At 74.7% G+C, this 23,640-nt stretch carries 21 protein-coding genes; 5 read left to right on the top strand and 16 right to left on the bottom strand.

What is annotated here, in order from left to right:
- Positions 1–9: 9 nt before the first annotated feature.
- Both ACN27C_RS27275 and ACN27C_RS27270 read right to left on the bottom strand, forming a co-directional pair.
- Positions 10–975 carry an N-acetylmuramoyl-L-alanine amidase gene (locus ACN27C_RS27275; protein WP_350817173.1) on the bottom strand — a complete coding sequence of 322 codons (966 nt, stop codon included), beginning with the start codon at positions 973–975 and terminating at the stop codon, positions 10–12.
- Positions 975–1,127: a hypothetical protein gene (locus tag ACN27C_RS27270; RefSeq protein WP_162959110.1), complete on the bottom strand. Its 153-nt coding sequence runs from the start codon at positions 1,125–1,127 to the stop codon at positions 975–977. Before ACN27C_RS27270 ends, ACN27C_RS27275 begins: the two co-directional genes overlap by 1 nt.
- 210 nt (positions 1,128–1,337) lie before the next feature.
- On the opposite strand from ACN27C_RS27270, the gene ACN27C_RS27265 reads away from it, so the two are divergent.
- Positions 1,338–2,621, top strand: coding sequence for a glycoside hydrolase domain-containing protein (locus tag ACN27C_RS27265; RefSeq protein WP_121684140.1), 1,284 nt, complete (start codon positions 1,338–1,340; stop codon positions 2,619–2,621).
- 143 nt (positions 2,622–2,764) lie between these two features.
- Positions 2,765–3,499 (top strand): cysteine hydrolase family protein, encoded by a 735-nt coding sequence (locus ACN27C_RS27260; protein WP_422749038.1) that lies wholly within the window; start codon positions 2,765–2,767, stop codon positions 3,497–3,499.
- Positions 3,500–3,538: 39 nt separating this feature from the next.
- Here ACN27C_RS27260 and ACN27C_RS27255 read toward each other — a convergent pair whose 3' ends face one another.
- Entirely contained in the window at positions 3,539–4,429 is an 891-nt protein-coding gene (locus ACN27C_RS27255; protein WP_422749037.1) for an SGNH/GDSL hydrolase family protein, read from the bottom strand.
- 399 nt (positions 4,430–4,828) lie between these two features.
- Between ACN27C_RS27255 and ACN27C_RS27250 the strand changes: the two genes are divergently transcribed.
- The gene (locus tag ACN27C_RS27250) at positions 4,829–5,866 is read left to right on the top strand and encodes a hypothetical protein (protein WP_047891062.1); all 1,038 of its coding nucleotides are present in this window, start codon (positions 4,829–4,831) and stop codon (positions 5,864–5,866) included.
- Between the two features lie 55 nt (positions 5,867–5,921).
- On the opposite strand, the gene ACN27C_RS27245 is transcribed toward ACN27C_RS27250, so the two are convergent.
- The 13 genes from ACN27C_RS27245 to ACN27C_RS27185 form a co-directional block, all read right to left on the bottom strand.
- A complete protein-coding gene (locus ACN27C_RS27245; RefSeq protein WP_357896014.1) occupies positions 5,922–7,775 on the bottom strand; it encodes an AfsR/SARP family transcriptional regulator in 1,854 nt (617 codons plus the stop codon).
- Between the two features lie 101 nt (positions 7,776–7,876).
- Positions 7,877–8,833 (bottom strand): Gfo/Idh/MocA family oxidoreductase, encoded by a 957-nt coding sequence (locus ACN27C_RS27240; RefSeq protein WP_121684143.1) that lies wholly within the window; start codon positions 8,831–8,833, stop codon positions 7,877–7,879.
- The gene (locus ACN27C_RS27235; RefSeq protein ID WP_422749032.1) at positions 8,817–9,671 is read right to left on the bottom strand and encodes an inositol monophosphatase family protein; all 855 of its coding nucleotides are present in this window, start codon (positions 9,669–9,671) and stop codon (positions 8,817–8,819) included. Before ACN27C_RS27235 ends, ACN27C_RS27240 begins: the two co-directional genes overlap by 17 nt.
- The gene (locus ACN27C_RS27230) at positions 9,668–10,201 is read right to left on the bottom strand and encodes a flavin reductase family protein (RefSeq protein ID WP_422749030.1); all 534 of its coding nucleotides are present in this window, start codon (positions 10,199–10,201) and stop codon (positions 9,668–9,670) included. Before ACN27C_RS27230 ends, ACN27C_RS27235 begins: the two co-directional genes overlap by 4 nt.
- The gene (locus tag ACN27C_RS27225) at positions 10,201–11,691 is read right to left on the bottom strand and encodes an amino acid adenylation domain-containing protein (RefSeq protein ID WP_422749028.1); all 1,491 of its coding nucleotides are present in this window, start codon (positions 11,689–11,691) and stop codon (positions 10,201–10,203) included. Before ACN27C_RS27225 ends, ACN27C_RS27230 begins: the two co-directional genes overlap by 1 nt.
- A 67-nt stretch (positions 11,692–11,758) precedes the next feature.
- Entirely contained in the window at positions 11,759–12,820 is a 1,062-nt protein-coding gene (locus tag ACN27C_RS27220; RefSeq protein ID WP_162959109.1) for an acyl-CoA dehydrogenase family protein, read from the bottom strand.
- A 67-nt stretch (positions 12,821–12,887) separates the two neighbouring features.
- A complete protein-coding gene (locus ACN27C_RS27215) occupies positions 12,888–14,048 on the bottom strand; it encodes an acyl-CoA dehydrogenase family protein (RefSeq protein ID WP_120570343.1) in 1,161 nt (386 codons plus the stop codon).
- Positions 14,045–14,299 carry a phosphopantetheine-binding protein gene (locus tag ACN27C_RS27210; protein ID WP_114920141.1) on the bottom strand — a complete coding sequence of 85 codons (255 nt, stop codon included), beginning with the start codon at positions 14,297–14,299 and terminating at the stop codon, positions 14,045–14,047. The genes ACN27C_RS27215 and ACN27C_RS27210 overlap by 4 nt, the downstream gene beginning before the upstream one ends.
- A gap of 5 nt (positions 14,300–14,304) precedes the next feature.
- Positions 14,305–15,552 carry an alanine racemase gene (locus ACN27C_RS27205; protein ID WP_357895998.1) on the bottom strand — a complete coding sequence of 416 codons (1,248 nt, stop codon included), beginning with the start codon at positions 15,550–15,552 and terminating at the stop codon, positions 14,305–14,307.
- Complete coding sequence (locus ACN27C_RS27200; protein ID WP_393155799.1) at positions 15,545–17,044, bottom strand: class I adenylate-forming enzyme family protein; 1,500 nt, start codon at positions 17,042–17,044, stop codon at positions 15,545–15,547. Before ACN27C_RS27200 ends, ACN27C_RS27205 begins: the two co-directional genes overlap by 8 nt.
- The gene (locus tag ACN27C_RS27195; protein WP_120570340.1) at positions 17,041–18,285 is read right to left on the bottom strand and encodes an acyl carrier protein; all 1,245 of its coding nucleotides are present in this window, start codon (positions 18,283–18,285) and stop codon (positions 17,041–17,043) included. Before ACN27C_RS27195 ends, ACN27C_RS27200 begins: the two co-directional genes overlap by 4 nt.
- Before the next feature lie 76 nt (positions 18,286–18,361).
- Positions 18,362–19,582 carry an inositol-3-phosphate synthase gene (locus ACN27C_RS27190; RefSeq protein ID WP_120570339.1) on the bottom strand — a complete coding sequence of 407 codons (1,221 nt, stop codon included), beginning with the start codon at positions 19,580–19,582 and terminating at the stop codon, positions 18,362–18,364.
- Positions 19,583–19,622: 40 nt separating this feature from the next.
- Positions 19,623–20,897 (bottom strand): DegT/DnrJ/EryC1/StrS family aminotransferase, encoded by a 1,275-nt coding sequence (locus ACN27C_RS27185; RefSeq protein WP_422749023.1) that lies wholly within the window; start codon positions 20,895–20,897, stop codon positions 19,623–19,625.
- Positions 20,898–21,023: 126 nt separating this feature from the next.
- On the opposite strand from ACN27C_RS27185, the gene ACN27C_RS27180 reads away from it, so the two are divergent.
- A complete protein-coding gene (locus ACN27C_RS27180) occupies positions 21,024–22,160 on the top strand; it encodes a glycosyltransferase (RefSeq protein WP_244933373.1) in 1,137 nt (378 codons plus the stop codon).
- Positions 22,161–22,174: 14 nt separating this feature from the next.
- Positions 22,175–23,614 carry a condensation domain-containing protein gene (locus ACN27C_RS27175; RefSeq protein WP_422749021.1) on the top strand — a complete coding sequence of 480 codons (1,440 nt, stop codon included), beginning with the start codon at positions 22,175–22,177 and terminating at the stop codon, positions 23,612–23,614.
- Positions 23,615–23,640: the final 26 nt, after the last annotated feature.

Genomic DNA, 23,640 nt, shown 5'->3' with positions numbered 1-23,640 from the left:
ATCCCCGGTTCAGACCTCGGTCAGCCGGACCGCGTCGGCGATGACCAGGCCGGCGGCGGAGCTCCACCGGCTGACCGCGACGCGGTTGGCGTCGCCGGCCGGCAGCGTGAACGTGCCGAGCGAGCGCCACTGCCCGCCGGTCGCCCGCTGGTCGACCACGACCGTCCGGTTGCCGGTGGTCGTGGCGACGATGTACGGCGTGGCCGCGTTGTAGCCCGCGTTCGCCGGCCACCACGCCTCGACCCGGTAGTTGCCGGTACGCGGGACGTTGAACTTGTACCAGGCCGCGTCGCTCGCGGCGACCGGGTCCGCGTAGCGGTAGTCGGCGCCGTAGCGCTGCCCGGAGTACGTCGAGGTGCCCCAGTTGGCGCTCGCGGTGAACCGGCCCGCGGTGGCGTTGTCCACGATCGACGTCCAGCCGGTGCCGCCGCCGGCCATCTTGGCGGCCACGTCGGCGCGCATCGTGTTCAGGTCGATGAAGGACGGGTCGATCTTGCCGGTGGTGCTGGTCTCCCGGTGTCCCCGGGCGTAGCTGGAGTCCCGGCCGAGCCGCTTGAGCACGGCGGCGGTGGCCGCGATGCTGGCGTTGTACTGGGCGGTGGTCATCCGCTGGTCGACGCCGTTGTAGTCGATCTCCCACCCGATCATCAGCGTGTTCCCGTCCCCGGCCGGGATCGGGCCGCTGCCGCCGCTGGTGCCGGCGTGGTTGCACCGGCCGGCGGAGATCACGTGGAACACGCCGTTGTAGTCCACGAGCGCCTGGCAGAGCGGGCCGGGCAGGTCGGAACGGCCGTTGATGCAGATGTTCAGCGCCGGGTGCGGGTTGGTGGCGCTGGAGGTGGCCGCGGTGTGGTGCCAGAGCACCCCGATCGGGTCGAAGGAGCCGGGGCGCATCCGGTTGAGCCAGTCGCCCTCGACCACGACCTGCACACCGGCGGCCCGCAGCACGTCCACGAGCCAGGGAATGGTGGCCATCACTGCTCCCCGAGCAGGTCGGCGAGGCACTCGGCCTTCGGCGCCGCGAGCGCCGTGCCGGGCCGGACGGCCACGGCGAGGGCGGCGGCCACCAGGGCGGGTACGCCGAGCAGACCTCGGCGTCGCAGACGGGGGGATCGTGACGTGGGCATGGCGCTCCTCGGGTGACGGCGCTTCACCGATCGACGGATGTGAGTGCGGGAACGCTATACCGGCTTCCGGCGTCTTGTCGATACCCTTCATTGATCGTTTCTTCGGTGAAAACTTTCGCCACCATCATCTGTCGTCATCCGTCGATGCGTGGTAGAAATCCTGCCCATGTCTCGCCGTCGAGCGAGGAATCCCGCACAGGAGGGGCGCCGATGAGAGCGATCGCCACGGCCCTGACGTTTCTCACCGTGGTCGCGGCCACGGCCGTCCCGGCAACGGCATCGGCCGTCCCGGCCCGGGCCGGGACACCGGCTGTCGCCGGCCCGCAGCCTGCCGCCGAGTCGCAGTCCGCCCTGGCCGCGGTCGGCCCGCAGCCCGGCACGTTCACCGGCAAGGGCTTCGACACCTGCACCGCGCCGTCGCAGGCCGCGATGGACGCCTGGCTCGCCGCCTCGCCGTACCGCGCGGTCGGCGTCTACATCAGCGGCGGCAGCCGCACCTGCGCCCAACCGAACCTGACCGCGACCTGGGTCGCCGACCAGACCCGCAAGGGCTGGCGGCTCATCCCCATCGAGCTCGGCTACCAGGCGCCGTGCGGCACCCGTACGCCGAAGATGTCCGCCGACGCGGCCACCGCCCGCGGGCAGGGCAGGACCGCGGCGGACAGCGCGGCCGCCGCCGCGGCGGCGCTCGGCATCGGCGCGGGCAGCACGCTCTACAACGACATCGAGCAGTACCCGTCGAACGCGAGCTGCCGGGCCGCGGTGCTCTCCTTCCTCTCCGGCTGGGTCGAGCGGCTGCACACTCGCGGCTACCTCGCCGGCATGTACTCCAGCGGCTCGTCCGGCATCACCGACGTCTGCGCCGCCTACCACGACACCCGGTACCTGCGGCTGGACCAGATCTGGATCGCCTGGTGGAACGGGGTCGCGGACACCGACGGGGGCACGTACTGCGCCGACGACCGCTACGCCGACCAGCAGCGCCTGCACCAGTACGCCGGCGACGTCACCGAGACGTGGGGCGGCGTGACCATGAAGATCGACCGCAACTACCTGGACGTACGGGCCGGTACGCCGCCCGCGTCGTGGAGCGTCACGGTCGACAACGCCACGGCGGGCGGGTTCACCGCCGGCGCGGCCTGGGGCACCTCCGCGTACTCCGCGCAGCGCCACGGCGCCGACTACCGCTTCGCGGCACCCGTGGCGTCCAGCGACGTGGCCTGGTTCCGGACGACCCTGCCCGCGACCGGCGCCTACGAGGTCTCGGTGTGGTACCCGGCCGACCCCGGCTACAACGACCGCACCCCGTACCTGGTGGCCACCACCACCGGCAATCGGACGGTGACCGTCGACCAGCGCGCCGGCGGCGGCCGCTGGGTCTCGCTCGGCGTGTTCACGCTCGCCGCCGGGACCGGGGACAAGGTCGGGGTGAGCCGCTGGAGCGCCGGGACCGGCTACGTGGTCGCCGACGCGGTACGCATCACCCGGGTCTGACGCCCGCACCCGTACGGATGCACTGCCGCTGTAGCCGCCCGGCCGGTCCGCCGGGCGGCTAGAACGGACGGTATGGCGGGGCGACGGGCGGTCTACGGGGACACCGGCGACGGCGGCGTGCAGCTCGCCGCCAGCACCGACAGGTGCACCTCTATCCGGATCACGTCCTGTTCGCCCCGGACGACCCGCCGGAGGATCTGCTCCGCTTCGACGCGGAGCTGATGCCGTTCGCCGACAACCCGCGACGGGGCGCGCTGGCGGTGGTCGACATGCAGAACGACTTCTGCGCCGAGGGCGGCTGGACCCACCGCTCCGGGCTGGACTACCGGGCCTGCCGGGAGGCCATCCCGGGGGTGGTACGCGCGGTCGAGGCCGCCCGCCGCCACGACATGTTCGTCATCTGGGTGTACTGGCACAACCGCCCCGACCTGCGCAACCTGGGCGCACCGACGCTGCACTCGTTCAAGCACACGCCCGACCAGTGCGGCATCGGCCAGCCGCTGGACCACGGGCGGGTGCTCACCGCCGGGGAGTGGGGCGCCGAGATGGTCGACGAGCTGAAGCCGCTGATCCGCGACGACGACGTCATGGTCGAGAAGGTGCGGATGAGCGGGTTCTACGGCACCCATCTCGACCAGGTGCTGCGCACCCAGGGCATCCACACGCTGTTCGTCTGCGGCGTCAACGCCGACCAGTGCGTCAGCACCACGATCGAGAGCGCCTACTTCCGCGACTACAACCCGGTCCTGGTCGCCGACGCCACCGCCACGTCCAGCCCGGCGTACTGCAAGGACGCGGTCGTGTTCAACACCAAGCAGTGCTGGGGGTTCGTCACGACCACCGACCGGTTCGCCGACCCGTCGCCCTACCGGCGGTGAGCCGGTCCCGGCACGGCGGGACCGGCTCACCCGGCCGGGTCAGTTCAGGTGCGCCAGCAGGGCCGTGGCCATGCCCTGCTCACCCCGGGCGTTCGGGTGGAACGGCGCGGCCGCGTTCTGCGGCACCAGCCCCTCCACCCAGCGGGTGCCGCTGCTCTTGCACGTGTCCCGGCCGATCGACGGCGTGTAGACGTCGGCGTAGCTCGCGCCGCCCGCCGCCGCGGTGTCGGCGAGCATCGTGTTGAGCGCCTTCTGGACGCCGCGCAGGTACGGCACGTCCTGGTAGGCGATCGGCACCACGGGCCAGCAGCCGTATCCGCTGTCCGGCAGGATCGCCGGGTACCCGAGCACCACCACGCGCGCGTTCGGCGCGGCCTGGCGGACCGCCCGCAGCACCGCCGTCACCTTCGGCGCGGTCGCGGCGATCCGGGCCCGCAACTGGTCGGTGCCGCCTGCGGTGAACCGGTCCTTGCAGGGTGACCCGAGCGGGCTGCTCACGCTCGCCTCGGCGCAGTCGCCGATGATGCCGGAGAAGCCGATGTCGTTGCCGCCGATCTGGACGGTCACCAGCGCGGTGGTCGAGGTGACGGCGTTGACCTGCGGCGGCAGCGCGATGCCCAGCGCGCCGTCGCCGCCGTACAGGATGTCCTCGGTGGTGGCGCCGGAGCAGCTCACGTCGGCGAAGGACGCCGAACCGGCGGACGCCGCGACCAGGGACGGGTAGTTGCGGTTGGAGCGCAGGCAGTTCAGGTCGACCTGGGTGGGGACGAGCGGGGCGGAGGTGTAGGAGTCGCCGAGCGCGACGTAGCGCCCGGCGGGTGCGGCGGCGACGGCGGGTGCGGCGGCGGCGAGCAGCACGCCGGCGGCGGCCGCGACGAGCGCGGTCATCCGGCCGGCGGTCCGCAGGAGCGGCAGGCGGGGACGGTTCATGGGGCCCTCCCGGAGGGGTCCTGGTGGTGGTGCTGGGATTCTGTCCGCGCCTGTGACATGCGTCAATATCGATAAGCCTCACTAAATCCCGTTCCGGGATGTGGTCCGCCGCCGCCCCTCCGGCCGGCCAGAGGTGTCGCGTACGTCACACTTTTCGGCGTCGGTGATGTCGGGTACTGGTCCGGCGCCGAACGGTCGATCCGTTGCGTCACAACGGTCCCCGGCGCGTCGCGCCTGATAGGCGGCCGGATGCCGGATCCGGGCACGCACGCACCGGAGTGACCCCGGCACGGCTGGTGAAGAACGCATCGAGTGTCGGCGATCGTGAATTTGCAGGCGTCATTACGCTGCGGGGTGGTTGATCGCCGGAACCACGGACGACAGGTGGAAGAACCTCAGATGAGTGACAATCACCCTCCCTACGGAGGCTATCCGGACCCGAACGCCGGAGCGTGGGGCAACCAGCCCGACCCGAACGCCCCGTACGGCGCGCAGCCGGCCTCCGGTGCGCCCTACGGTTCGCAGCCGGCGTCGGGCGCCCCGTACGGCGCCCAGCCAGGGTCGGGCGCTCCCTACGGCGCCCAGCCCGCGTCGGGCGCGCCGTACGGCGCTCAGCCCGGGTCGGGCGCTCCCTATGGCGCGCAGCCCGCGGCGCCGTTCCCCGGCCAGCCGGGCTACCCCGGGCAGCCGGCGCCGTACGCGCCCACCCCGCCCCCCAGCGGCGGCAAGAGCAAGGGCCTCATCGTCGGCCTCGCCGCCGGTGCGGTCACGCTGACGCTGCTGTGCTGCGGCGGCGGCCTCGCCTACGTCGCCTTCAACGGCGACGAGGAGGACCCGAAGCCGGTGGCCTCGGGCAGCGCCACCCCCGGGCCGGACAACAGCCCGTCCGCGACCCCCAGTGCGGGCGGGCCGGAGTCGACCGGGCCGGACGGGCCCACCAACAACGACTCGATCACCGCGCGTTACGCCAGCGAGATGTCGGCGGTCTGCGACGGGGGAGCGATCCTCAACGCCGCCCCGTACACCGCGCCGGCGGGTTCGAAGGCGTACGTCTTCTCCAACTCCCCGGACCGGCCGTCGTTCTGGTCGCAGAAGACGATCAGCTCGGCCAAGCCGTACTACGCGAAGTCGGCCGACTTCGCCACGGTGTCCGTCATCGGCTGCCTCAAGATGGTCGAGGGCAGCGAGGGCACGCCGAAGAAGTGCCAGTACAAGAACAGCGAGGACAAGGTCGTCACGGTCGACTACATCTCCTCGCGGTACACCCTGACCTTCCACGCCGCCAAGACCGGCGAGAAGGTCGGCGACGGCGGCACGGTGACCGCGCCCGCCGCCCGGTGCCCGAGCTTCATCTCCTACAACAAGGTGACGATGAAGTCGTACGCGTCCCCGGACAGCGGCACCATCGAGGCCGCGCTGGACCGCTTCCTCAAGTAGCCACACCCGGATCGCGGTGTGCGGGCCGGGCGGCCCGCACACCGCGGACGGCGGCTCAGGCCGCTGGCAGCGGCCGGCCGTGCGCGTCCACGCACTCGCGGGCGAAGATCCGCAGCAGCTCCGGCAGGTGGAAACGCTCGCCCGGGGCGCCGGAGTCGACCGGCACCAGCAGGTTGTGCTGGATCAGGCGCTCCACCATCCGGTTGGCCTGCTGCCGGGGCAGGCGCAGGATCTCCACCGCGCTGGACGCGGTGATGAACGAGTCGGCGCGGGCCAGCGCGTGCAGCGCCCGGCGGGCGTCCACGTCCAGCGCCTGGTAGCTGACCGAGAGGCTGTCGCGCACCGAGATGTCCCCGACGGACAGCTCCGACAGCCGGTTCTCCTCGTCCTCGAGATGCGCGGCGAAGCCGGGCAGGGCGACGTCGGGCTGGGTGACGAGCCGGCTGCCGACGATCCGCAGGGCCAGCGGCAGCTGGTCGCAGGCCGCGGCGATCCGGCCGAACACCTCCGGCTGCTCGCGTACCCGGCGCTCGCCCGCGATCGTGGCCAGCAGCTCCACCGCGTCGGCCCGGTCGAGCGAGCCGAGCGTCAACCGCCAGCCCACGTCCAGGTCCAGCAGGCGCTGCCGGCTGTTGATCAGCACCAGGCTGCGGCCCGCCCCGGGCAGCAGCGGGCGCACCTGCTGCGCGCAGTCGACGTCGTCGATGATGAGCAGCAGCCGCCGGCCGGCGAGCGCGCAGCGCAGCGCGGCGGAGCGTTCCCGGATGTCCTCGGATACGTCGGTGAGCGGCACGCCCAGCTCGACCAGCAGCTCCCGGATCAGCTCCCCGCTGCCGCGCGGCGGCTCGTCGCCGCTGTCGAAGCTGACGAAGAGCTGACCGTCGGGGAAGAGATCGGCCAGGTCGTACCCGCTGGTCACGGAGAACGAGGACTTGCCGACGCCCGGCGCGCCGGAGACGAGCACGACCCCGGCGTGCTCGTCGGCGTCGGCCGGGTCGGCGATCCCCTCGGCGATCGCGCGCAGCTGGCCCGCGGTGGTGTCCCGGCCGACCAGGGACGGCGGCTTCATCGGCAGGGCCTGCGGGCTCGGCGGCGGGCCGGGCGGCGACGCGGGTCCGGCGCCGGCGGCCGTCGGCCGGCCGGCCGGCGGGCGGGCCTCGGCGGAGTCCGCGTCCAGCGCCGTGTGGAGGGCGCCCTGGAGCGTGGGACCGGGGTCGACGCCCAGTTCGTCGACGATGCCGCGCCGGGCCTGCTGGTAGACGGCCAGCGCCTCGGCCACGCGTCCCTCCTGCGTCAGCGCGGTCACCAGCTGCGCCTGCCGGCGTTCGTCCAGCGGCTCCTCGGCCACCAGCCGGCGCAGCGACGGGATGACCCGGGCCGGCTGGCCCAGCCGCAGGCGCAGGTCGATCAGCTCGGTCGTCATCTCCCGGTGCTGCTCCCGCAACGCCGTTACGGTCGCGCCCAGGTCGGTGCCCGGATCCGCCAGGTCCTCCAGCGGGTGCCCGCCCCACAGCTCGACCGCCCGGTCGAACAGGTCGGCGGCGGCCTCCGGCCGGTCCCCCCGCGCGGCCCGGCGTGCCTCGTCGGCGAGACGCCGGAACCGCAGCAGGTCCAACTCGTCCTCGTCGACCCGCAGGTGGTAGCCGGTGCCGTCGTGGACCAGCCGGCCGGCCGAGTCGCCGCCGCGGTCCAGCGCCTGCCGCAGCCGGTGCACGTACGTGCGCAGGTTGCGTACCGCCGACGCGGGCGGCGAGTCCGGCCACAGGCCGTCGACCAGCCGGGAGGTGGCGACCGTGCGTCCCGGGCTCAGCAGCAGCACGGCGAGCAGGAGGCGGGGCTTGGTGCCGGTGAGCGTGACCGGGCGGTCGTCCACATGAACTGTCAGCGGGCCGAGAACACTGAACCGCATCGATGCATTCCCCCGCTCCGCAGTACCGTCCACAGTGTGGTGTACCGATGGATTTCCCACCTTCGGCTGGGGAATACCGCGCTCCCAGATGGTGCAAGTAGTCACCGATCGGTGTGTACTTCGTGACCCCGGGTGAGTTGCGCCGTCGCCCGCCGCGCCGCGTCGAGCACCGCCACCGCGTCCGCCACCCCGGCGCCCGCCGACCGGCCCTCCCGGACCAGCCCGGCGAAGTCCTCCGCCTGGCGGGCCAGGGCCGCGTACATGGTGGCGTCCCCGTCGGCCGGGTCGAGGAAGGTCAGCCGCTCGTGGTCCCGGGTGCCGAAGACCTCCACCGTCGCCATGTCGCCGCCCCGGTGGTGCCGGCCGAGCGAGACCAGCGCGGTGCCGCCGCCGGACAGGCCGAGCAACGCCTGGGCGCTGTCCACGTCCCGGCCGCGTACCGCCGGGTCGGTGACCGGCCCGGCCGGCTGCACCGCGACACGGTCGACCTCCTGCCCGGTCAGCCACCGGATCTGGTCGAACTCGTGCACGCCCATGTCCACGAAGATCCCGCCGCTGCCGGTGCGGAACGCCGCCGCGGGCGGCTCGCCGTCCCACTGCGCCGCGGCCACGAACAGGACCTCGCCCAGTTCGCCGTCGGCGATCCGCTCCCGCAGCCGGTGCAGCTGCGGGACGAACCGGCGCCAGTAGGCGACCTGGAACGGGATCCCGGCGGCGGCGGCCACCCGCCCCGCCTCGGCCGCCTCGGCCGGGTCGAGCCCGGCCGGCTTCTCGCACAGCACCGGCAGCCCGGCCTTGGCCGCGGCCGCGACCAGCGCGCCGTGCCGCCCGGTGGGCGCGGTCACCAGCAGACCGTCCGGCACGGCGTCCGTGAGCAGGTCCTCCACGCTCGGGTACGCCGGCAGCCCGGCCGCGGCGACCGCCTCCCGTGCCGCCGGAACCGGGTCGACCACGTACCGGATCCGGACCGCCGGGTGGTCGGCCAGGGCCCGCAGGTGGTGGTGGCCCATCCGGCCCGCTCCCACCAGCGCCAGTCGGAACTCATCGCTGCCGGTCATCGTCGCTTCCCCTCTCCTCGTCGGTGCCGTCGCGGCCGTCCGTGCGGCTGTCGCCCAGCCAGCCGGCCAGCGCGGCCACCACGGCCGGCGCGCCGGTGCCGAACACCTCGAACCCGTCGTGGCGCCACCGCCGGCTCACGCCGCCGGCGGCCTCCACCAGCGCGGCCCCGGCCGCGATGTCCCACGGCGCGGGGTCGAAGCTGAGGAACGCGTCCAGTTCCCCGCGGGCCACCGCGGCCAGGTCGCAGACGGTGGAGCCGGTGTTGCGCAGGTCGGCGACGCGCGGCGCGACGCCGACGAGCGCCTGGTACGCCCGCCGCCGCGGACCGGGCGCGTTCGGTACCGCGAACGCCACCAGGGCGTGCCCCGGCTCGGCCTCGCGGTTGACCGCGACCGGGGCGTCGCCGTCGAGCGCGCCGCCGTCGTCGAGCACCAGGCAGGCGCCGGTGGCCGGTTGCAGGACGGTGGCCGCGACCACCTGCCCGTCGCCCACGTCGCAGCCGGTCGCCACCGCGATGCTGACCGCGTAGCGGCTCGCGCCGTGGCTGAAGTTCAGCGTGCCGTCGAGCGGGTCGACGATCCAGCGCAGGCCGGAACAGCCGTCGCTGGCCCCGGACTCCTCGGCCAGGACGGCGTCCTGCGGCCGGTCGCGGGCGAGCAGGCCGAGGATGGCCCGTTCGCTGGCGTGGTCGGCGCTGGTCACCGGATCCTGGGCCGCGCCGCCCTTGTGTTCGGTCTGCAGGCCCCGGCCCCGCGCCTCGCGGATCGCGTCCGCACCGGCCCGCGCCGCGCGCAGGCTCAGGTGGCGCAGGTCGCCGGGAGCGGCACTGATGCTCATCGCGCCACCTGCGCTTCCCGCGGCGCGGCGAGCCGCGCGTAGTCGCCGTCCACGAACAGCAGCGGCGGCGTCGGCCGGAGCAGGCCCGCGGAGCGGACCTCGCCCATCAGCACCGCGTGGTCACCGGCCGGGTCGGCGGAGACCGCCTCGCAGCCGAAGTACGCCACCCCGTCGGTCAGGCGCGGGCAGCCGGTCGCCCGTTCGTGGTCGTAGGCCACACCCGCGAAGCCGTCGGCGCCCGCCGGCCGGCCCCGACTGGCGAACCAGGCCGCCTCCTCGCGCTGGTCGTCGCCGAGCACCGTCACCGCGAACCGGCCGGTACGCCGCACCGCGCCGAGCAGCCGGCAGTCCCGCCGGAGGCAGACCAGCAGCATCCGTGGCGACAGCGACACGGTGGTGAAGGAGTTGACGGTCATCCCCACCGGGCCGTCGGGTCCGACGGCTGTCGCCACGGCCACGCCGGTGGCGAAGCGCCCGGCCACCGAGCGGAACGCCCGTTCCTGGTCCTGTCCGTTCCCTGTGCCGGTCATCACCGTGCTCCTCTCGTCGCGCTGCCGACCAGGTCGGCGGTCCGGCGCCGGTCGGTCTTGCCGTTGGCGTTCGTGGGCAGGGCGGCCACGTGGTGGATCCGGGCCGGCACCATGTAGCCGGGCAGGCGGTCCGCGCACCGGCGGGTCAGCTCGTCGGTGATCCCGTCGGCGCCGGTGTAGACCGCCCGCAGGGAGACGTCGTCGCCCGCGCCGAACGCCAGCACCACCGCGTCCTGCACGCCCGGGTGGCCACGCAGGACCATCTCGATCTCGCCCAGCTCGATCCGGTAGCCGCGCAGCTTCACCTGGTCGTCCAGGCGCCCGTGGTGCACGAGCGTGCCGTGCTCGCGGCGGACCCGGTCACCGGTGCGGTAGTACCGGCGGCCGGCGTCCGTGACGAACCGGCCCTCGTCGTCGGCCGGGTCGAGGTAGCCGTCGAACCGCTGCGGCCCGTGCACGCACAGCTCGCCGTCGTCACCGCCGACCGTGCCGTCCTCCGCGCGCAGGATCGCGTCGAGCCCGGGGTGCGCGTCGCCGATCGGCACGGTGCCGTTCGAGGTCGCCGGCCAGGCCGCCGGATCCGCGGGCAGCCGGTGACCGGTACAGGTCACGGTCAGCTCGGTGGGACCGTAGAGGTTCTCCACCACGCTGCCCGGCGCCGCCGCCGCCCACGCCCGCGCCTGCTCCAGCGTCAGCGCCTCCCCGGCGAAGAGGCTGTGCCGCAGGCCGGGCATGGCGCCGGGGGAGAGCATCCGCATCCGGCGGGCCAGCGAGACCACCGAGGGCACCGAGAACCAGTGCGTGATCCGCCGCTCGTTGACGAACCGCACCGGCGTCAGCACCTCGTCCGGCTGCGGCACCACGAGCGTGGCGCCGCCACCCCAGGCGACGAACATGTCGAACACGGACGGGTCGAAGGTCAGGTCGAAGGTCTGCGACAGGCGGTCGCCCGGGCCGACCGGGTAGCGGTCCCGGCAGTGCGTGAGGAACGCGTCCACGTTGCGGTGGCGGATCGGCACGCCCTTGGGCCGCCCGGTCGAGCCGGAGGTGAACAGCAGGTACGCCACGTCGTCCGGCGCCACCGGGGCGGCCGGCGGCGGGACGCCCGGCGCGCCGTCGAGGCGTACCGTCACGGCGTCGCCCGCGACCTGCGCCGCCGTCGCGGCGCCGGCGTCGTCGACCACCAGCGCGTCCACGCCGGCGTCCCGGCACGCCCGGGCGGTGCGGGCCGGCGGGAAGGCCGGGTTGAGCGGCACCACCACCGCTCCGGCGCGCAGCGCGGCCAGATAACCGGCGTACGCGGGCAGGCTGCGGGCGGCCAGCAGGCCGACCGCGCGGGGGCGCCGGCCCACCTCGGCGTGGATGCGCCCGGCGAGGCCGTCGGCGAGGTCGCGCAGCCGGCGGTAGGTCACCGGCTCCCCGCCGACCTCCAGCGCGACCGCCTCGGGCACGCGTTCGACGGTCCGCTCGAACCAGGAGTAGAGACTCACGGCGTTGCTCCCTTCACTGTGCTGTCGTCGATCGGTCTTGCGGCGCCGCCGGCGTGGGACGCCGCGCTCAGGTCACCGCGCCCGCCAGTTCGTCGGCGTGGTCGGCGATGCCGGCGAGCATCGCGCCGGTGGCGCCACCGGCGATGCCGAACATGGCCGCCTCGGTGCGCAGCTGTGCCTCCCCGCCGTCGCGGAACGCGTCCGCGCCGCGCAGGCGCACCGCCTCGGCGGCGACCCGGTCCACGGTCTCGGCGGCGCTGACCTTCAGCAGCATCCCGGTGACCGCGGACGGGACGGCGGCCGGCGCGTCCAGCAGCGGCGCGCACAGCGCGTCAAGCTGGTGCGTGGCGACCAGGCATCGGGCGTACCGCTCGCGGACCGCCGGGCGGTCCCAGAGCGTGCCCGCCCCGGCCGGTCGCCGCCGCAGCCAGTCGCGCAGGCCCGCCAGCATCCGGTGGCACATCGCCCGGGCCCACAGCGCCCCGGCGACCCGTTCGACGCCGACCTGCCGGGCGAACCCGGCCAGCGCCCGGCCGGGGCGGCCCAGCACGGCGTCCGGGCCCAGCGCCACGCCGGCGAAGCGCAGGTGGCCCACGCCGGACCCGGCGAACGCCCGGCCGGCGGACCCGACCGTCACGCCCGGCGCGCCGGCCGGCACCAGCAGCCAGCAGAAGCTGGTGAAGTGCCGCGCCTCGCGGTGCCGGGCCAGCACGAGCGCCGCGTCGCAGCTCGTCGCGTTGGTGATCCAGTCCTTGCCGCCGTCCAGGACGGCGCCGTCGTCGCCCAGCTTCACCCGGGTCGCGGCGTCGAGCAGGTCCGAGCCCGACCCGCCGGCGTCGGTGACGGCCAGCGCCACCACCGTCTCGCCGCGCAGCATCCCGCGCCGCGCGCGCTCCGCCGGCCCGGTCGCGCCGGCCAGCAGCGGCAGCACTGTGGCGACCTGGACGCAGACCGACAGCGTCACGCCGAGCGGGCACCGGGCGTCCAGTTCGGTGAGCAGCACCGACAGCCGCCGGGGGTCCGGCTGCACGCCGTCCGGGTAGAGCGCCTCGACGATCCCGGCGGCGCCCAGCGCGCGCCACACGGCGCCGGGGTCGCCGAGGTCCACTCCGGACAGCGCAGCCCGCACGGAGGCGGCCTGGTCCCCGGGCGGCGGCATCGTCGGCGGCGGTGTCGGCGTCCTCGGCGTCGTCGGCTCAGGCAAGACGCACCCCCGGGTCGCGCAGCGACAGCGCCCCGTTGGCCAGGCGCAGCCGGTCGTTGGCGTAGTTCAGCGAGGCCGAGCGCAGATCCCGGAACGTGCGCTCCAGCGTCAGCGGCGAGTCGGTCAGGTAGCCGTGCCGCAGCCCCGCCAGCTCGACCAGTTCGTGCGCGGCGGCGAAGGACTCCTCGGCCGCGCGGATCTTCAGCGTGTTGAGCAGCATCTGCACCGGCGCCGCCGACATGTCCGGCGCGTCGGTGACCACCGAGACGGTGTGACGCAGCAGCGCGTGCGCCGCGTCCAGCCGGGCGCGGATGCCGGCCAGCCGCAGCAGCACCAGCTCGGAGGAGGGGGCGAACTGCCGCCGTCCCGCCTCGCTGCGGGCGTGCCGCAGCACCCGGCCGTACGCGCCGGCCGCCGCCCCGATCCAGGCCGCCGCCCAGCCGACGTGCGCCAGCGGCGCGAAGACGGTGGTGGCGATCTCCCGGAAGCCGCCGTGCTCGCCGACCACCTGCCACTGCGGCACCGCGCCGCGCAGCCGCATCGGCACGCTGTGCGTGGCCCGCATGCCCAGCGGGCGCCACCCGCCGGTCACCTCGATCTCCACCTGGTCCCGGTCGGCGTAGACCAGGTCCACCTGGGCGGCCGAGTCGGCCCCCGGGGCGCGGGTGGTGATCAGGAAGGCGTCGGCGTACGGGCCGCCGGTGACGATCGGCGCCTGCCGGTCGACGCGCAGCATCTCGCCGTCGTGCTCCAGCGCCGACTCGGCGGTCATCAGGTGACCGCCCTTGCCGGCCTCGGTGGTGACCGAGCCGAGATACCGCTCGCCCCGGGCCACCGCCGGCAGCACCTCGGCGCGCAGCTTCTCCCCGCCGTACGCGGTGATAGCGGCGACCTGCTGGCAGTGCATGGCGAAGACCATCGCCACCGACATGTCCACCCGGCCCAGCGCCAGCGTGACGTCGACCAGGTCCGGCAGCGTACCGCCGGCGCCGCCCTCGGCTTCGGGGACCAGCAGCCCCAGCAGCCCGGTACGGCGCATGGCGGCCAGCGCCTCGGTCGGGAAGACGGCGTTCTCGTCGGCCTCCCGGGCGTGCTCCGCCGCCACGTCGGCGACGGTCTCGACGGCCGGGGCGTACCCGGCGGGCGCGGTCATCGGGAACCACCGCCGACCGGGGTGCGCAGTTCCTCGACCACGCTCCACAGTCCACCGGCGGTGGCGAAGGTCGAGTCGACGAGCTTGTCGTCGGGCACGGCGACCCCGAACGTGTCCTCGATGGCGAACAGCAGCTCGATCTCGCGCATCGAGTCCAGGCCGAGGTCGCGCAGGCGGGACTCCTCGGTGATCTCGTCCGGGCCGGCGAACTTGAGGAACGGGCGGAGCAACTCGGTGAATTCGGCGTTCATTGACGTCACCTTTCTTCTCGGGTTTCGGCAGTGGCGCCCGGCGCGTCGACCGGGTGCCGCGTCAGGGTCAGCCGGGACGTCTCGACGACGCGGTCGCCGTCGCAGACGACCTCGACCGGCGCGGGGTGGCCGAGGAAGGCCAGCAGGCTGGCCGAGAGCCCGTAGGCCCCGACGTTCGGCACGGCCAGCACGTCGCCCGGCCGTACGTCGGGCAGGTTCGCGGCGCGGGCCCAGGTGTCCAGCGGCGTGCACAGCGGCCCGGCGACGATCGCGGCCTCCAGCGGCGGGCCGTCGCGGCCGTCGGCGGCGTGCAGGGCGGGTACGAGCGGCGGCAGCCGGCGCAGGCCGGACATCCCGCCGAGGTGGTTGATGCCGGACTCCAGCACCACCACCGGCGTGCCCTGCGACCGCTTGACGTCCAGCACGCGCGTCAGCAGCGTGCCGGCGGTGGCGGTGAGGAACCGGCCCGACTCGAAGGCGACTGTCGGCGCCCCGTCGCGCCAGCCGGGGAAGAGCTCGTCCAGGGCCGGGGCGACCCGGTCGGCGAGGCCGGTCAGGTCCGCGTTGTGGCCGGGCCGGGCGAACGGCGCGCCGAAGCCGCCGCCGAGGTCGAGCAGGGCCAGGTCGACGTCGAGCAGGTCCCGCAGCCGCCGGGCGGTACGCGCCGCGGCGGTGAACTGGGCCACCAGCGCGTCCACCGAGTCGACGTTGCTGCCGGTGTAGAGGTGGAATCCCCGTACCGGGGCCGACGGGCGGGAGCGGAACCGCTGGGGTTCCCGCTCGATCCAGTCGGCGTCGGCGCCGAACTGGGACGCGACGCCGGTCATGGTGAGCCCCTGACCCGGGTTGGGCACCCGGTCGTTGACGCGCAGCAGGCACCGCAGTTCCACGCCGTGCGCGGTGGCGATCCGGTCGGCCTGGTCCAGGCCCTCGGGCGAGTCGACGGAGAACCAGCGGACACCGGCGCGCACCGCCTCGGCCACCTCGGCGTCGCGCTTGCCCGGTCCGGTGTAGAGCATGCGGTCGCCCGGCACACCGGCCCGCAGTGCCGCGGCCAGCTCGCCCTCGGAGCAGATCTCCGCGTCGCAGCCGGCGGTGTGCAGCGCCGCCACCAGGGCCGGGTGCGGGTTGGCCTTGAGCGAGTAGAACAGCCGGCTCGGTGCGGGCAGCGCGGCGACCAGGGTGGCGTGGTTGGCGCGCACCCGGGCCAGGTCGTAGCGGTACGCCGGGGTGTCGAAGGGCAGGTCAGCCATCGTGCTCACCCGCCAGCCGGGCCAGCGCCCGCCGGTCCACCTTGCCGTTGCCGGTCAGTGGCAGGTCGGGCAGCACGACGCAGTGCGCCGGCACCTTCATCTCCTCCAGCTGTTCCCGCAGCCGGCGCAGCACGTCGGCGGGGGTCAGCTCGGCCACCACGAACAGCGTCGCGCCGTCGCGACCGTCGGCCGGCGGCAGCACCCCGGCCGCGTCCACGCCGTCGACCCGGTACGCGGCGGCCTCCACCTCGGTGGCGCTGACCCGGGTGCCCTTCTCCTTGTAGACGTCGTCGCGGCGGCCGGCGAAGTGGACGTACCCGTCGGCGTCCACGTGACCGTGGTCGCCGGTGTGCAGCTGCGGGAACAGTCCGTGGGCGCGGCGGAACCGCTGGGCGGTCAGCTCGGGCCGCCGCCAGTAGCCGGCCATCACGTGCGGGCCGCGTACCACCAGCTCGCCGCGGACGCCCGGAGGCTGGCGCCGCCCCTCGGCGTCCACCGTGAAGATCTCGGTGCCGGGCAGCGCCCGCCCGCAGGCGCCGGGCCGGCGCAGGTCGGCGTCCGGCGGCATGATCGCCGCGCGTTTGCACTCGGTGAGGCCGAACATGAGCTGGACGGCCAGGCCGGGCAGCAGCCGGCGCAGGCCGGCCAGCACCTCGGGCGGCATGGCCGCGCCGGTGTTGGTGAGCAGGCGCAGCGGCGGGCGGGGCGCGCCGGCCCGGCCGAGCAGCCGCAGCAGGTTGATCGCGAGCGACGGTACGCAGGGCAGCACCGTGGCGCCGGACTCGACAAGTGTCGCCAGCAGGCGGCCACCGGTGTCCCCGGCGTCGCCCAGGCGCAGCCGGGCACCGGCGACGGTGCTGAGGAAGATCTGGTAGAGGCCGTAGTCGAACGAGGGCGGCAGCAGGACGTGCACCACGTCGTCGGGCCGGTAGCGCAGCTCCGACTGGATCGCCCGCACCGCGAACGTGACCTGGGCGTGCGTGGAGACCACCGCCTTGGGCATGCCGGTGCTGCCGGAGGTGTAGATCAGGCAGACCGGGTCGACCGAGAGCGGGGCCGGGCCGGTGGGCGTGCCGCTGATCGCCGCGGCGGACGCGGCGCGGCGTGCCTCGTCCGCGCCGCGCACCGGGACGCCGCGGGCGCGGGACAGGCCGGCCAGGACCGGGTCGTCGGTGAGGACCAGGCCCGGCTCGGCGTCGTCGAGCACGTGGGCGAGGGCGACCTCGGGGGCCGGCGTGCGCAGGACGACGAAGACACCGCCGGTACGGGCGACCGCGTACAGCAGCGCCGGCAGGGTCGCGTCGGTGGGCAGCGCCACCAGCACCCGATCGCCGCGCCGGACGCCCTGCCCGCGCAGCCACCCGGCGAGGCGCAGGCTGTCCGCCCGCACCTGACGGTACGTGCGCTCGACGGTCCCGTCCCCGGCGGCGGGCGCGTCGGGGCGCGCGTCGGCGGTGCGGTCCAGCAGGTCGTGCAGGAGTTCGGTACTCATCGGGCACCTCCGGTGGCGGCGCCGAACATGGCGCACAGGGAGCCGACGTCGCGCAGGTCGGCCGCGGACAGCGCGGTGGCCGGAACCTCGACGCCGAGCCGACGTTCGACCCGGTCGATGACGTCGACCAGCCGGAACGAGTCGAAGCCGGGCAGTTCCCGGAGCACGTCGGTGGTGCGCAGGGCCGAACCGTCCAGGTCCAGGGTGTCGCCGAGCGCGCCGAGCACCGCCGCGCGTACGCCGTCGTCACCGGCCCGGTCCGGCGCGGCCGGTGCGGCGTCGTCGACGGTCCCGGCGGCCGGTCCGGCGATCGACTCCAGCGCGGCCAGGTGGTCGGCGATCAGCGCGCCGAGCGCGTCCGCCAGTTCCGGCGCGGCCGGCCGGCCCGCCTGGGCCCGCCGCAACGCCACGTAGCTGCGCGTGGCGAGTTGCTGCCAGCGCGCGGCCTGCCCGGCCAGCGCGGCGGCGGCCTCCGGCGCGACCGCCGCGAGCCAGCGTTCGTGCAGGTCGCGGGCGCGAGCCAGCAGCCAGACGTCGAGTACGAAGCGGTGCAGCCCGGCCACCGTGTCCAGGGCGGCGGCGGTGCGGGCCAGGTAGCTGTCGATCTCCGGGCGGGCCCGTCCGGCCCGGGCGGCGTTGCCGGCGAGCATGGCGGGCACGTCGATCGCCGGGGCCGGGTGCGCGGTCACCGCCAGTGTGTGCGCGCCCCCGGCCAGCGCCGCGTCGAACGCGGCGTCGGGCAGCCGCCACACACCGGGCCGTGCGGGCCCCCAGGCGGTGTCGTTGTGGTACGCGTCGACCACTGTGACCTCGTCCGGCCCGGCGGCCGTGACGAGGAAGCTGTGCCGCATGTGCTCGTGCTCGTGGTAGGGGCACCACGGCAGGTCGTACGCGTCGGCGGTGACGTAGAGCGGCTGGCCCGGGGCGCACAGCCGGCGTACCTGCGGGCCGTCGAGCTGCATCCACCGGCCCTCGACCCGCAGGCCGAGCAGGTCGACCGCCTCGGTGGCCCGGTCGTCCGAGGTCGCCTCGACGGTGACCAGGCCGTCCTGGTCCCGGGTGCGGAACCCGTACCGGGCGCCGAGGGCGAGGTGGCTGCCGGACCCGTTCGCGTGGTCGGCCAGCAGGGCGAAGCTCGTCTGGAGACAGTCCAGCGCGGTCGCGTGCAGACCGGTCAGGATCGGTGTCCACACCGGATCCGTGGTCGGCCGGTCGGGCGCGTTCGGGACGTGGTGGGACATGGGGAACTCCTCGATGCGGATACGTGGGGCGGGGCCGCCGGCGCGGAGGGTGCCGCGCCGGCGGCCGGTGCGAAGGTCAGCTGTCGGCGCGGCCGTCCAGACCGTTGGCCCAGGTGGAGAGCGCCTGCGCCTGCTCGGCCAGCGCGTGCTCGTCGGTGCCGATCGGGTCCTTGAAGAAGAACCCCAGCTCCTCGATCGGGCCGACGTGCCCGGCGCGGTGCGCCGCAGCGGTCAGCCGGGCCAGGTCGAGCACCAGCGGCGCGGCCAGCGTCGAGTCCACCCCGCTCCAGGTCAGCTGCATGGACATCCGGACGCCGAGGAACCCCTCGAACGAGACGTGGTCCCACGCGGTCTTGTGGTCGCCCAGGTCCGGCACGTTGTCGATGTGCAGCGGGGCCGTGACGTCCTCACCGAGCAGCGCGGGCAGCACACCCGACTTCGAGCTGAGCTTGCTGCGGGCGTTGCGCGGATCCTCCAGCGTGGCGCCGTCGCCGCCGCCGAGCAGGTTGACCCCGGCCCAGGAGAGCACGTGCAGGGCGCGGGAGGTGAACATCGGCGCCAGGGCGGTACGCAGCAGCGTCTCCCCGGTCTTGCCGTCGGAGCCGGCGAACGGCACGCGCTCCCGCTGCGCCATCATCTCCAGCGCGGGCAGCCGGGCGCCGGTGGACGGGGTGAAGTCGACGAAGCCGCAACCGGCCTGGAACGCCGCGTACGCGACCACCGAGCTGGCCGGCAGCGCCTTGTCGTCCGGGTCGGCCATGGCGCGGGTCAGCGCGTCCAGATCGTCGTGCTCGGGCCGGTGGTCGGCCGGCGGCTCGGTCGAGGACACGTTGATGACGACGACCCGGGACAGCCCGTTGCGGCTGCGGAACTCCTCGATGTCGCCGGCCAGCCGGTCGACCACCTCGGCCAGCGGTGCGGTCTCGGTACGCGCGTCGTATCCGGTGCGCAGGTTCTGCTCCACCTCGGGCAGGCTGCCGCGCACGGCGGCCAGCACGGGTGCCGGGATGACGCCGGAGTCGACGAGCGACTCGGCCTTCTTCTCCAGCGGCGTGTCGACGATGTCGTGCCCGCCGACGACCAGGTCGTTCCAGCTCGCCAGCGGCGCGTCGCGCAGCATGCCGGTGTCGGTGACGCAGCCGGTCGAGTCGGCCATGCCGGCGCGCAGCGCCAGCAGACCGGTGATCGCGGTGGTGGCGACCGAACCGCGGGCGCCGTTGAGCCACACGCCGACGGGCGCGTCCGTGTCGGGGGACGAGGTCGGGGCGTGCGTGGTCTCGCGATGGGTGACGGTCACGGGAAGACTCCTTCTGTGGGTGCGCCGGTGGCGGCGCGGATCAGCGGGCGAACACCTTGGCGACGGCGGCGGCGATGTCCTCCATGTCCTGTTCGGTGCCGAGGAAGGTGCTGTGGTGCGTCTGGACGGTGTGGGCGGCGAGCCATTCGGTGTTCGGGTACGTGCGCTCCCGGTGGATCGCCGCGAAGCGTTCGGCCAGCGGCGCGAGCAGCGGCTTCGTCCAGGGCTGGAGCAGCCGGCTGCGGTGCAGCGGCTCGTCGGTGCAGTAGAACCGCCGGCCCAGCTCGGCGGTGAGCGCGGCGGCCACGGCGGCGTTGTCCATGCCGGCCGGCAGCTCGTCGAAGACGATCGTGCCCTCGTAGATCGAGATGCGGGTCTGGTCCGCCGCGGGTCGCAGCAGCCGTACGCCGTCGACGCCGTTCAGCATCTCGCCGAGCAGCCGGTAGTTGTGGTTGCGGACGCCGTGCTGATCGTCCAGGGTGGTCAGTTGTGCGCAGGCCACGGCCGCGGAGAACTCGTTCAGGCAGAAGTTGGCGCCCTGCACGCCGGCGCTCTCCTCCAGGTCCAGTTCGCCGGCCGGCGTCCGGTCGCCCCGGTAGCGGCGCGAGTCGGCCCGCAGTTCCTGCAGCACCGGCGCGAGCGTGTCGTCGTCGGTGACCACGGCCCCGCCCTCACCGCAGGTGAGCACCTTGCCGTGCTGGAAGCTGAAGCAGCCGAGCCGGCCGAGCGAGCCGGCCTGACGGCCCTGCCAGGTGGCGCCGTGGGCCTGCGCGCAGTCCTCCACGACGGAGATGCCGCGCGGCCGGGTGACCGCGTCGAGTGCCGGCACGTCGGCCATGTTGGAGGCCCAGTGCACGGCGACCACCGCGCGCGGGTCCACCGACAGGTCGAGGTCGTCCGGCCCGACGCAGCCGGTGTCCCGGTCGACGTCGACGAGCACCGGGACCAGGCCGGCGCGCAGCGCGGCGGTCGCGGAGGCGGTCCAGGTCAGCGCCGGTACGAGCACCGTCTCGCCGTAGCCGAGGCCGAGTGACTCCAGGGCCACCACCAGGGCGCTCGACCCGTGGTCGACCGGTACGCAGTGGCGGGTGCCGACGTAGCGGGCGAAGTCGGCGGCGAAGCGGCGCTCGAACAGGCCGGTGTCGCCGACGGACGGGCTGCTGATCGCCCACCGGCCGCCGGTCAGCACCGCGGAGAGGTTGCCGGCGGCGTCCGGTGCGGGGATCGGCCAGCGTGGCCATGGACGGTCGGGTGGGCGGACCGGCCGGCCACCGTCCACGGCGAGCCGCCGGTCGAGAGGAATGGAGGTCGTCATGTCCTCGACCTTGATGGTCATCGATACATCAGCGGTACACGTGCGATTGCCGGGACGGCCGGCGCTGTGTATCGGCGTTGTATCCGGGTGGTCGAACCTCGGGGCATGAGCCGATCCGTATCGCCTGTGAGTGAACCGACCGAACCCCGCGCCGTCGCGCGTGGCGTCTCCGTCGTCATCCCGGTCAAGGACCGGGTGGCGGAGATGCGCCGCCAGCTCCGCAGCCTGCGTGACGCCGCCCCGAACTGCCCGGAGCCGGTGGAGGTGGTGGTCGTCGACGACTCGGCGCCCACCGCGGCCGCCGCGCACCGCGCCGCCTGTGCCGAGTACGGCGCCCGCTACGTGCGCGGGCCCCGGCACGTCGGGGCCAAACGGAACCTGGGCGCCCGGCACGCCCGGTACGACCTGCTGCTGTTCACCGACTCCGACTGCCGGGTGCCGGCCGACCTGATCACGCGGTACGCGGCCCGGCTGCGCGCCTCCGGCGCGGAGGTCGCCGGCGTCACCGGCCCGGTGATCGTCGAGCCCGGAGACAGCGCGTTCTTCCGCGTGATGCGCCGCTCCTACCTGCTGCTCGGCGACCTGACCCGCCCCCTGCACTACGAGCGCGTGTCCTGGGGCGCCAGCGCGAACCTGGCGGTGAAGCGCTCCGTCTTCGAGGCGGTCGGCGGATTCCCGGAGGACTCCCCGATGCCGCTGGGCGGGGAGGACCTGCACCTCGGGCTGCTCCTCACCGACGCCGGCTACGTGCTGCTCGCCGACCCGGACGGGGTGGTCACGCACGACACCGGCGTCGCCGACACGTTCCGCGCGGTCGCCTACCGGTTCACCACGTACGGACGCTCCGAACAGTGGCTCTGCCTCGCCCACCCGCACCGGCGCCGGTTCGTGCTCAACACCGCCAGCACGCTCGCCGTGACGGCCCTGGCCGGGCTGCTGACCGCCCGGCGCAGCGGGGGACGCAGTCTGCTCGCGGTGCCGGCCGTCGCGGCCGCCGTGATCGCCGCGAAGACACCCGGCCGGCTCGGTGGGGACCGGGGACCCCGCGCGGTGGCCGAGTCGATGGCCTGCGCGGCGATCGAGACGCTCTTCGACGGCGCCGCGTTCGTCACCTCGCTCCGGCTCGGCCGCCCCGACCTGCTCTTCACCGGCTTCCGCGCGCCGGACGAGGCGGACTACCAGCCGGACGTGGCCGATCACCGGCCGGACGAGGTGGACCGTCGACCGGCCCCGCCGGTGGCCGTGCCGCCGGTGGCGGCCTGACGGGGGGAGTGGCAGTGCCGACGACGTTTCCGCTGGCCCCCGGCCAGCAGATGATGTGGGAGTTCATGACCGCGCTCGACCCGGCGCACCCCGGCGCCTCACGGCTCGTGGTGGTGGAGTTCCGCCGGTTGCGGGGCACGCTGCGGGTCGACGTGCTGCGGCAGGCGATGCAGGACGTGGTGGACCGGCACGACGCGCTGCGAATGCGGTTCGACCGCATCGGCGTGGAGCCCGAGGTGCGGATCCTGCCGCACGTCGAGTCGCCGCTGGAGTACGTCGACCTGTCCGGGCTGCCGCCGGCCGAGCAGCAGGCCCGGGTCGAGCGGATCGCGTACGCGCACCGCAACGACGAGTTCGACCCCGGCCGGGCGCCGCTGTGGCGGGCCGCCCTGGTCCGGCTCTCCGAGACCGAGCACGTGCTCGCGCTGTGCTTCTTCCACATGGTCTCCGACGGCTGGTCGTGCCGCGTCGTGGTGGAGGACCTGTGCCACGCGTACGCGGCCCGGCTCGGCGCGGCCGATCCGCAGCCGCCGCTGGGCGTGGACCCCACCGCGCTCGCCGCGCTCCAGGAGGCCGAGCAGGCCGGCAACGGCGTCGACGCCGCCGCCCGGGCCGCGTACTGGCGGGACCGGCTGCGGCCGGTGGAGCCGTACCAGCTCTTTCCGGCGTCGCCGCCGGCGCCGGACGTCGCGCTCAGCGCCGAGGTGGCCACCCGCTTCGCGTTCCCGCCCGAGATCACCGCGCGGCTGCGCCCGGCCGCCCGGCGGGCCCGCACCAGCCCGTACGTGCTGCTGCTCGCCGCGTACCTGGTGCTGCTGTCGCGGCGGGCCGGCCGGTCCCGGGTGGTGCTGGGCACCACCACGCTGGGCCGGGAGAGCCCGCTGTCCCGGCAGCTCGTCGGGCAGTTCACCAACAACGTCTACCTGCCGGTCGACGTCGCGCCGGACGCGCCGATGAGCGCTGTGGTCGACGCCGCGCACGCCTCGCTGGCCGGGGCCGTCGCGCACGCCACCTCGTTCCACCGGGTGGCCCGGGCGGTCCGCCCCGACTTCGCGGCGATCCGCCCCTGGCCGGACAACCACCTGTTCGACGCCTGGTTCCAGTCCGCCGCGTCGGCGTCGCCGGTGCTGCACTGCCCGGGCCTGCGGGTGGAGCCGGTCGACATCACCGCCCGGGCCGCCCCCGGCACCCCGTCGCCGATGGTCGCCGCCGACGTGCCGCCCGAGTGCCTGCCCGTCTGGGTCAAGCGGGGTTCACCGATCGTCGTGGTGGACGACGACCGGGCCGGCGGCGTGGTGATCCGCAACCGCGGCGTCTTCGGCGACGACCTGGTACGCGGGTTGATCGACGACTACGTCGCGGTGGTCTCGGCGCTCGTCACCGACCCGGACACGACCCCGGAACGGGTACGCCTTCCTGACGGTGCGTGCTTCCTCGACCACGCGATCGGGTAGGAGATCCGACGGACCGATCGGAGAGA

The organism is Micromonospora sp. WMMD1219 (assembly GCF_049315215.1).
Lineage (GTDB): Bacteria > Actinomycetota > Actinomycetes > Mycobacteriales > Micromonosporaceae > Micromonospora > Micromonospora tulbaghiae.
This window is presented reverse-complemented; position numbering and strand designations above follow the sequence as displayed.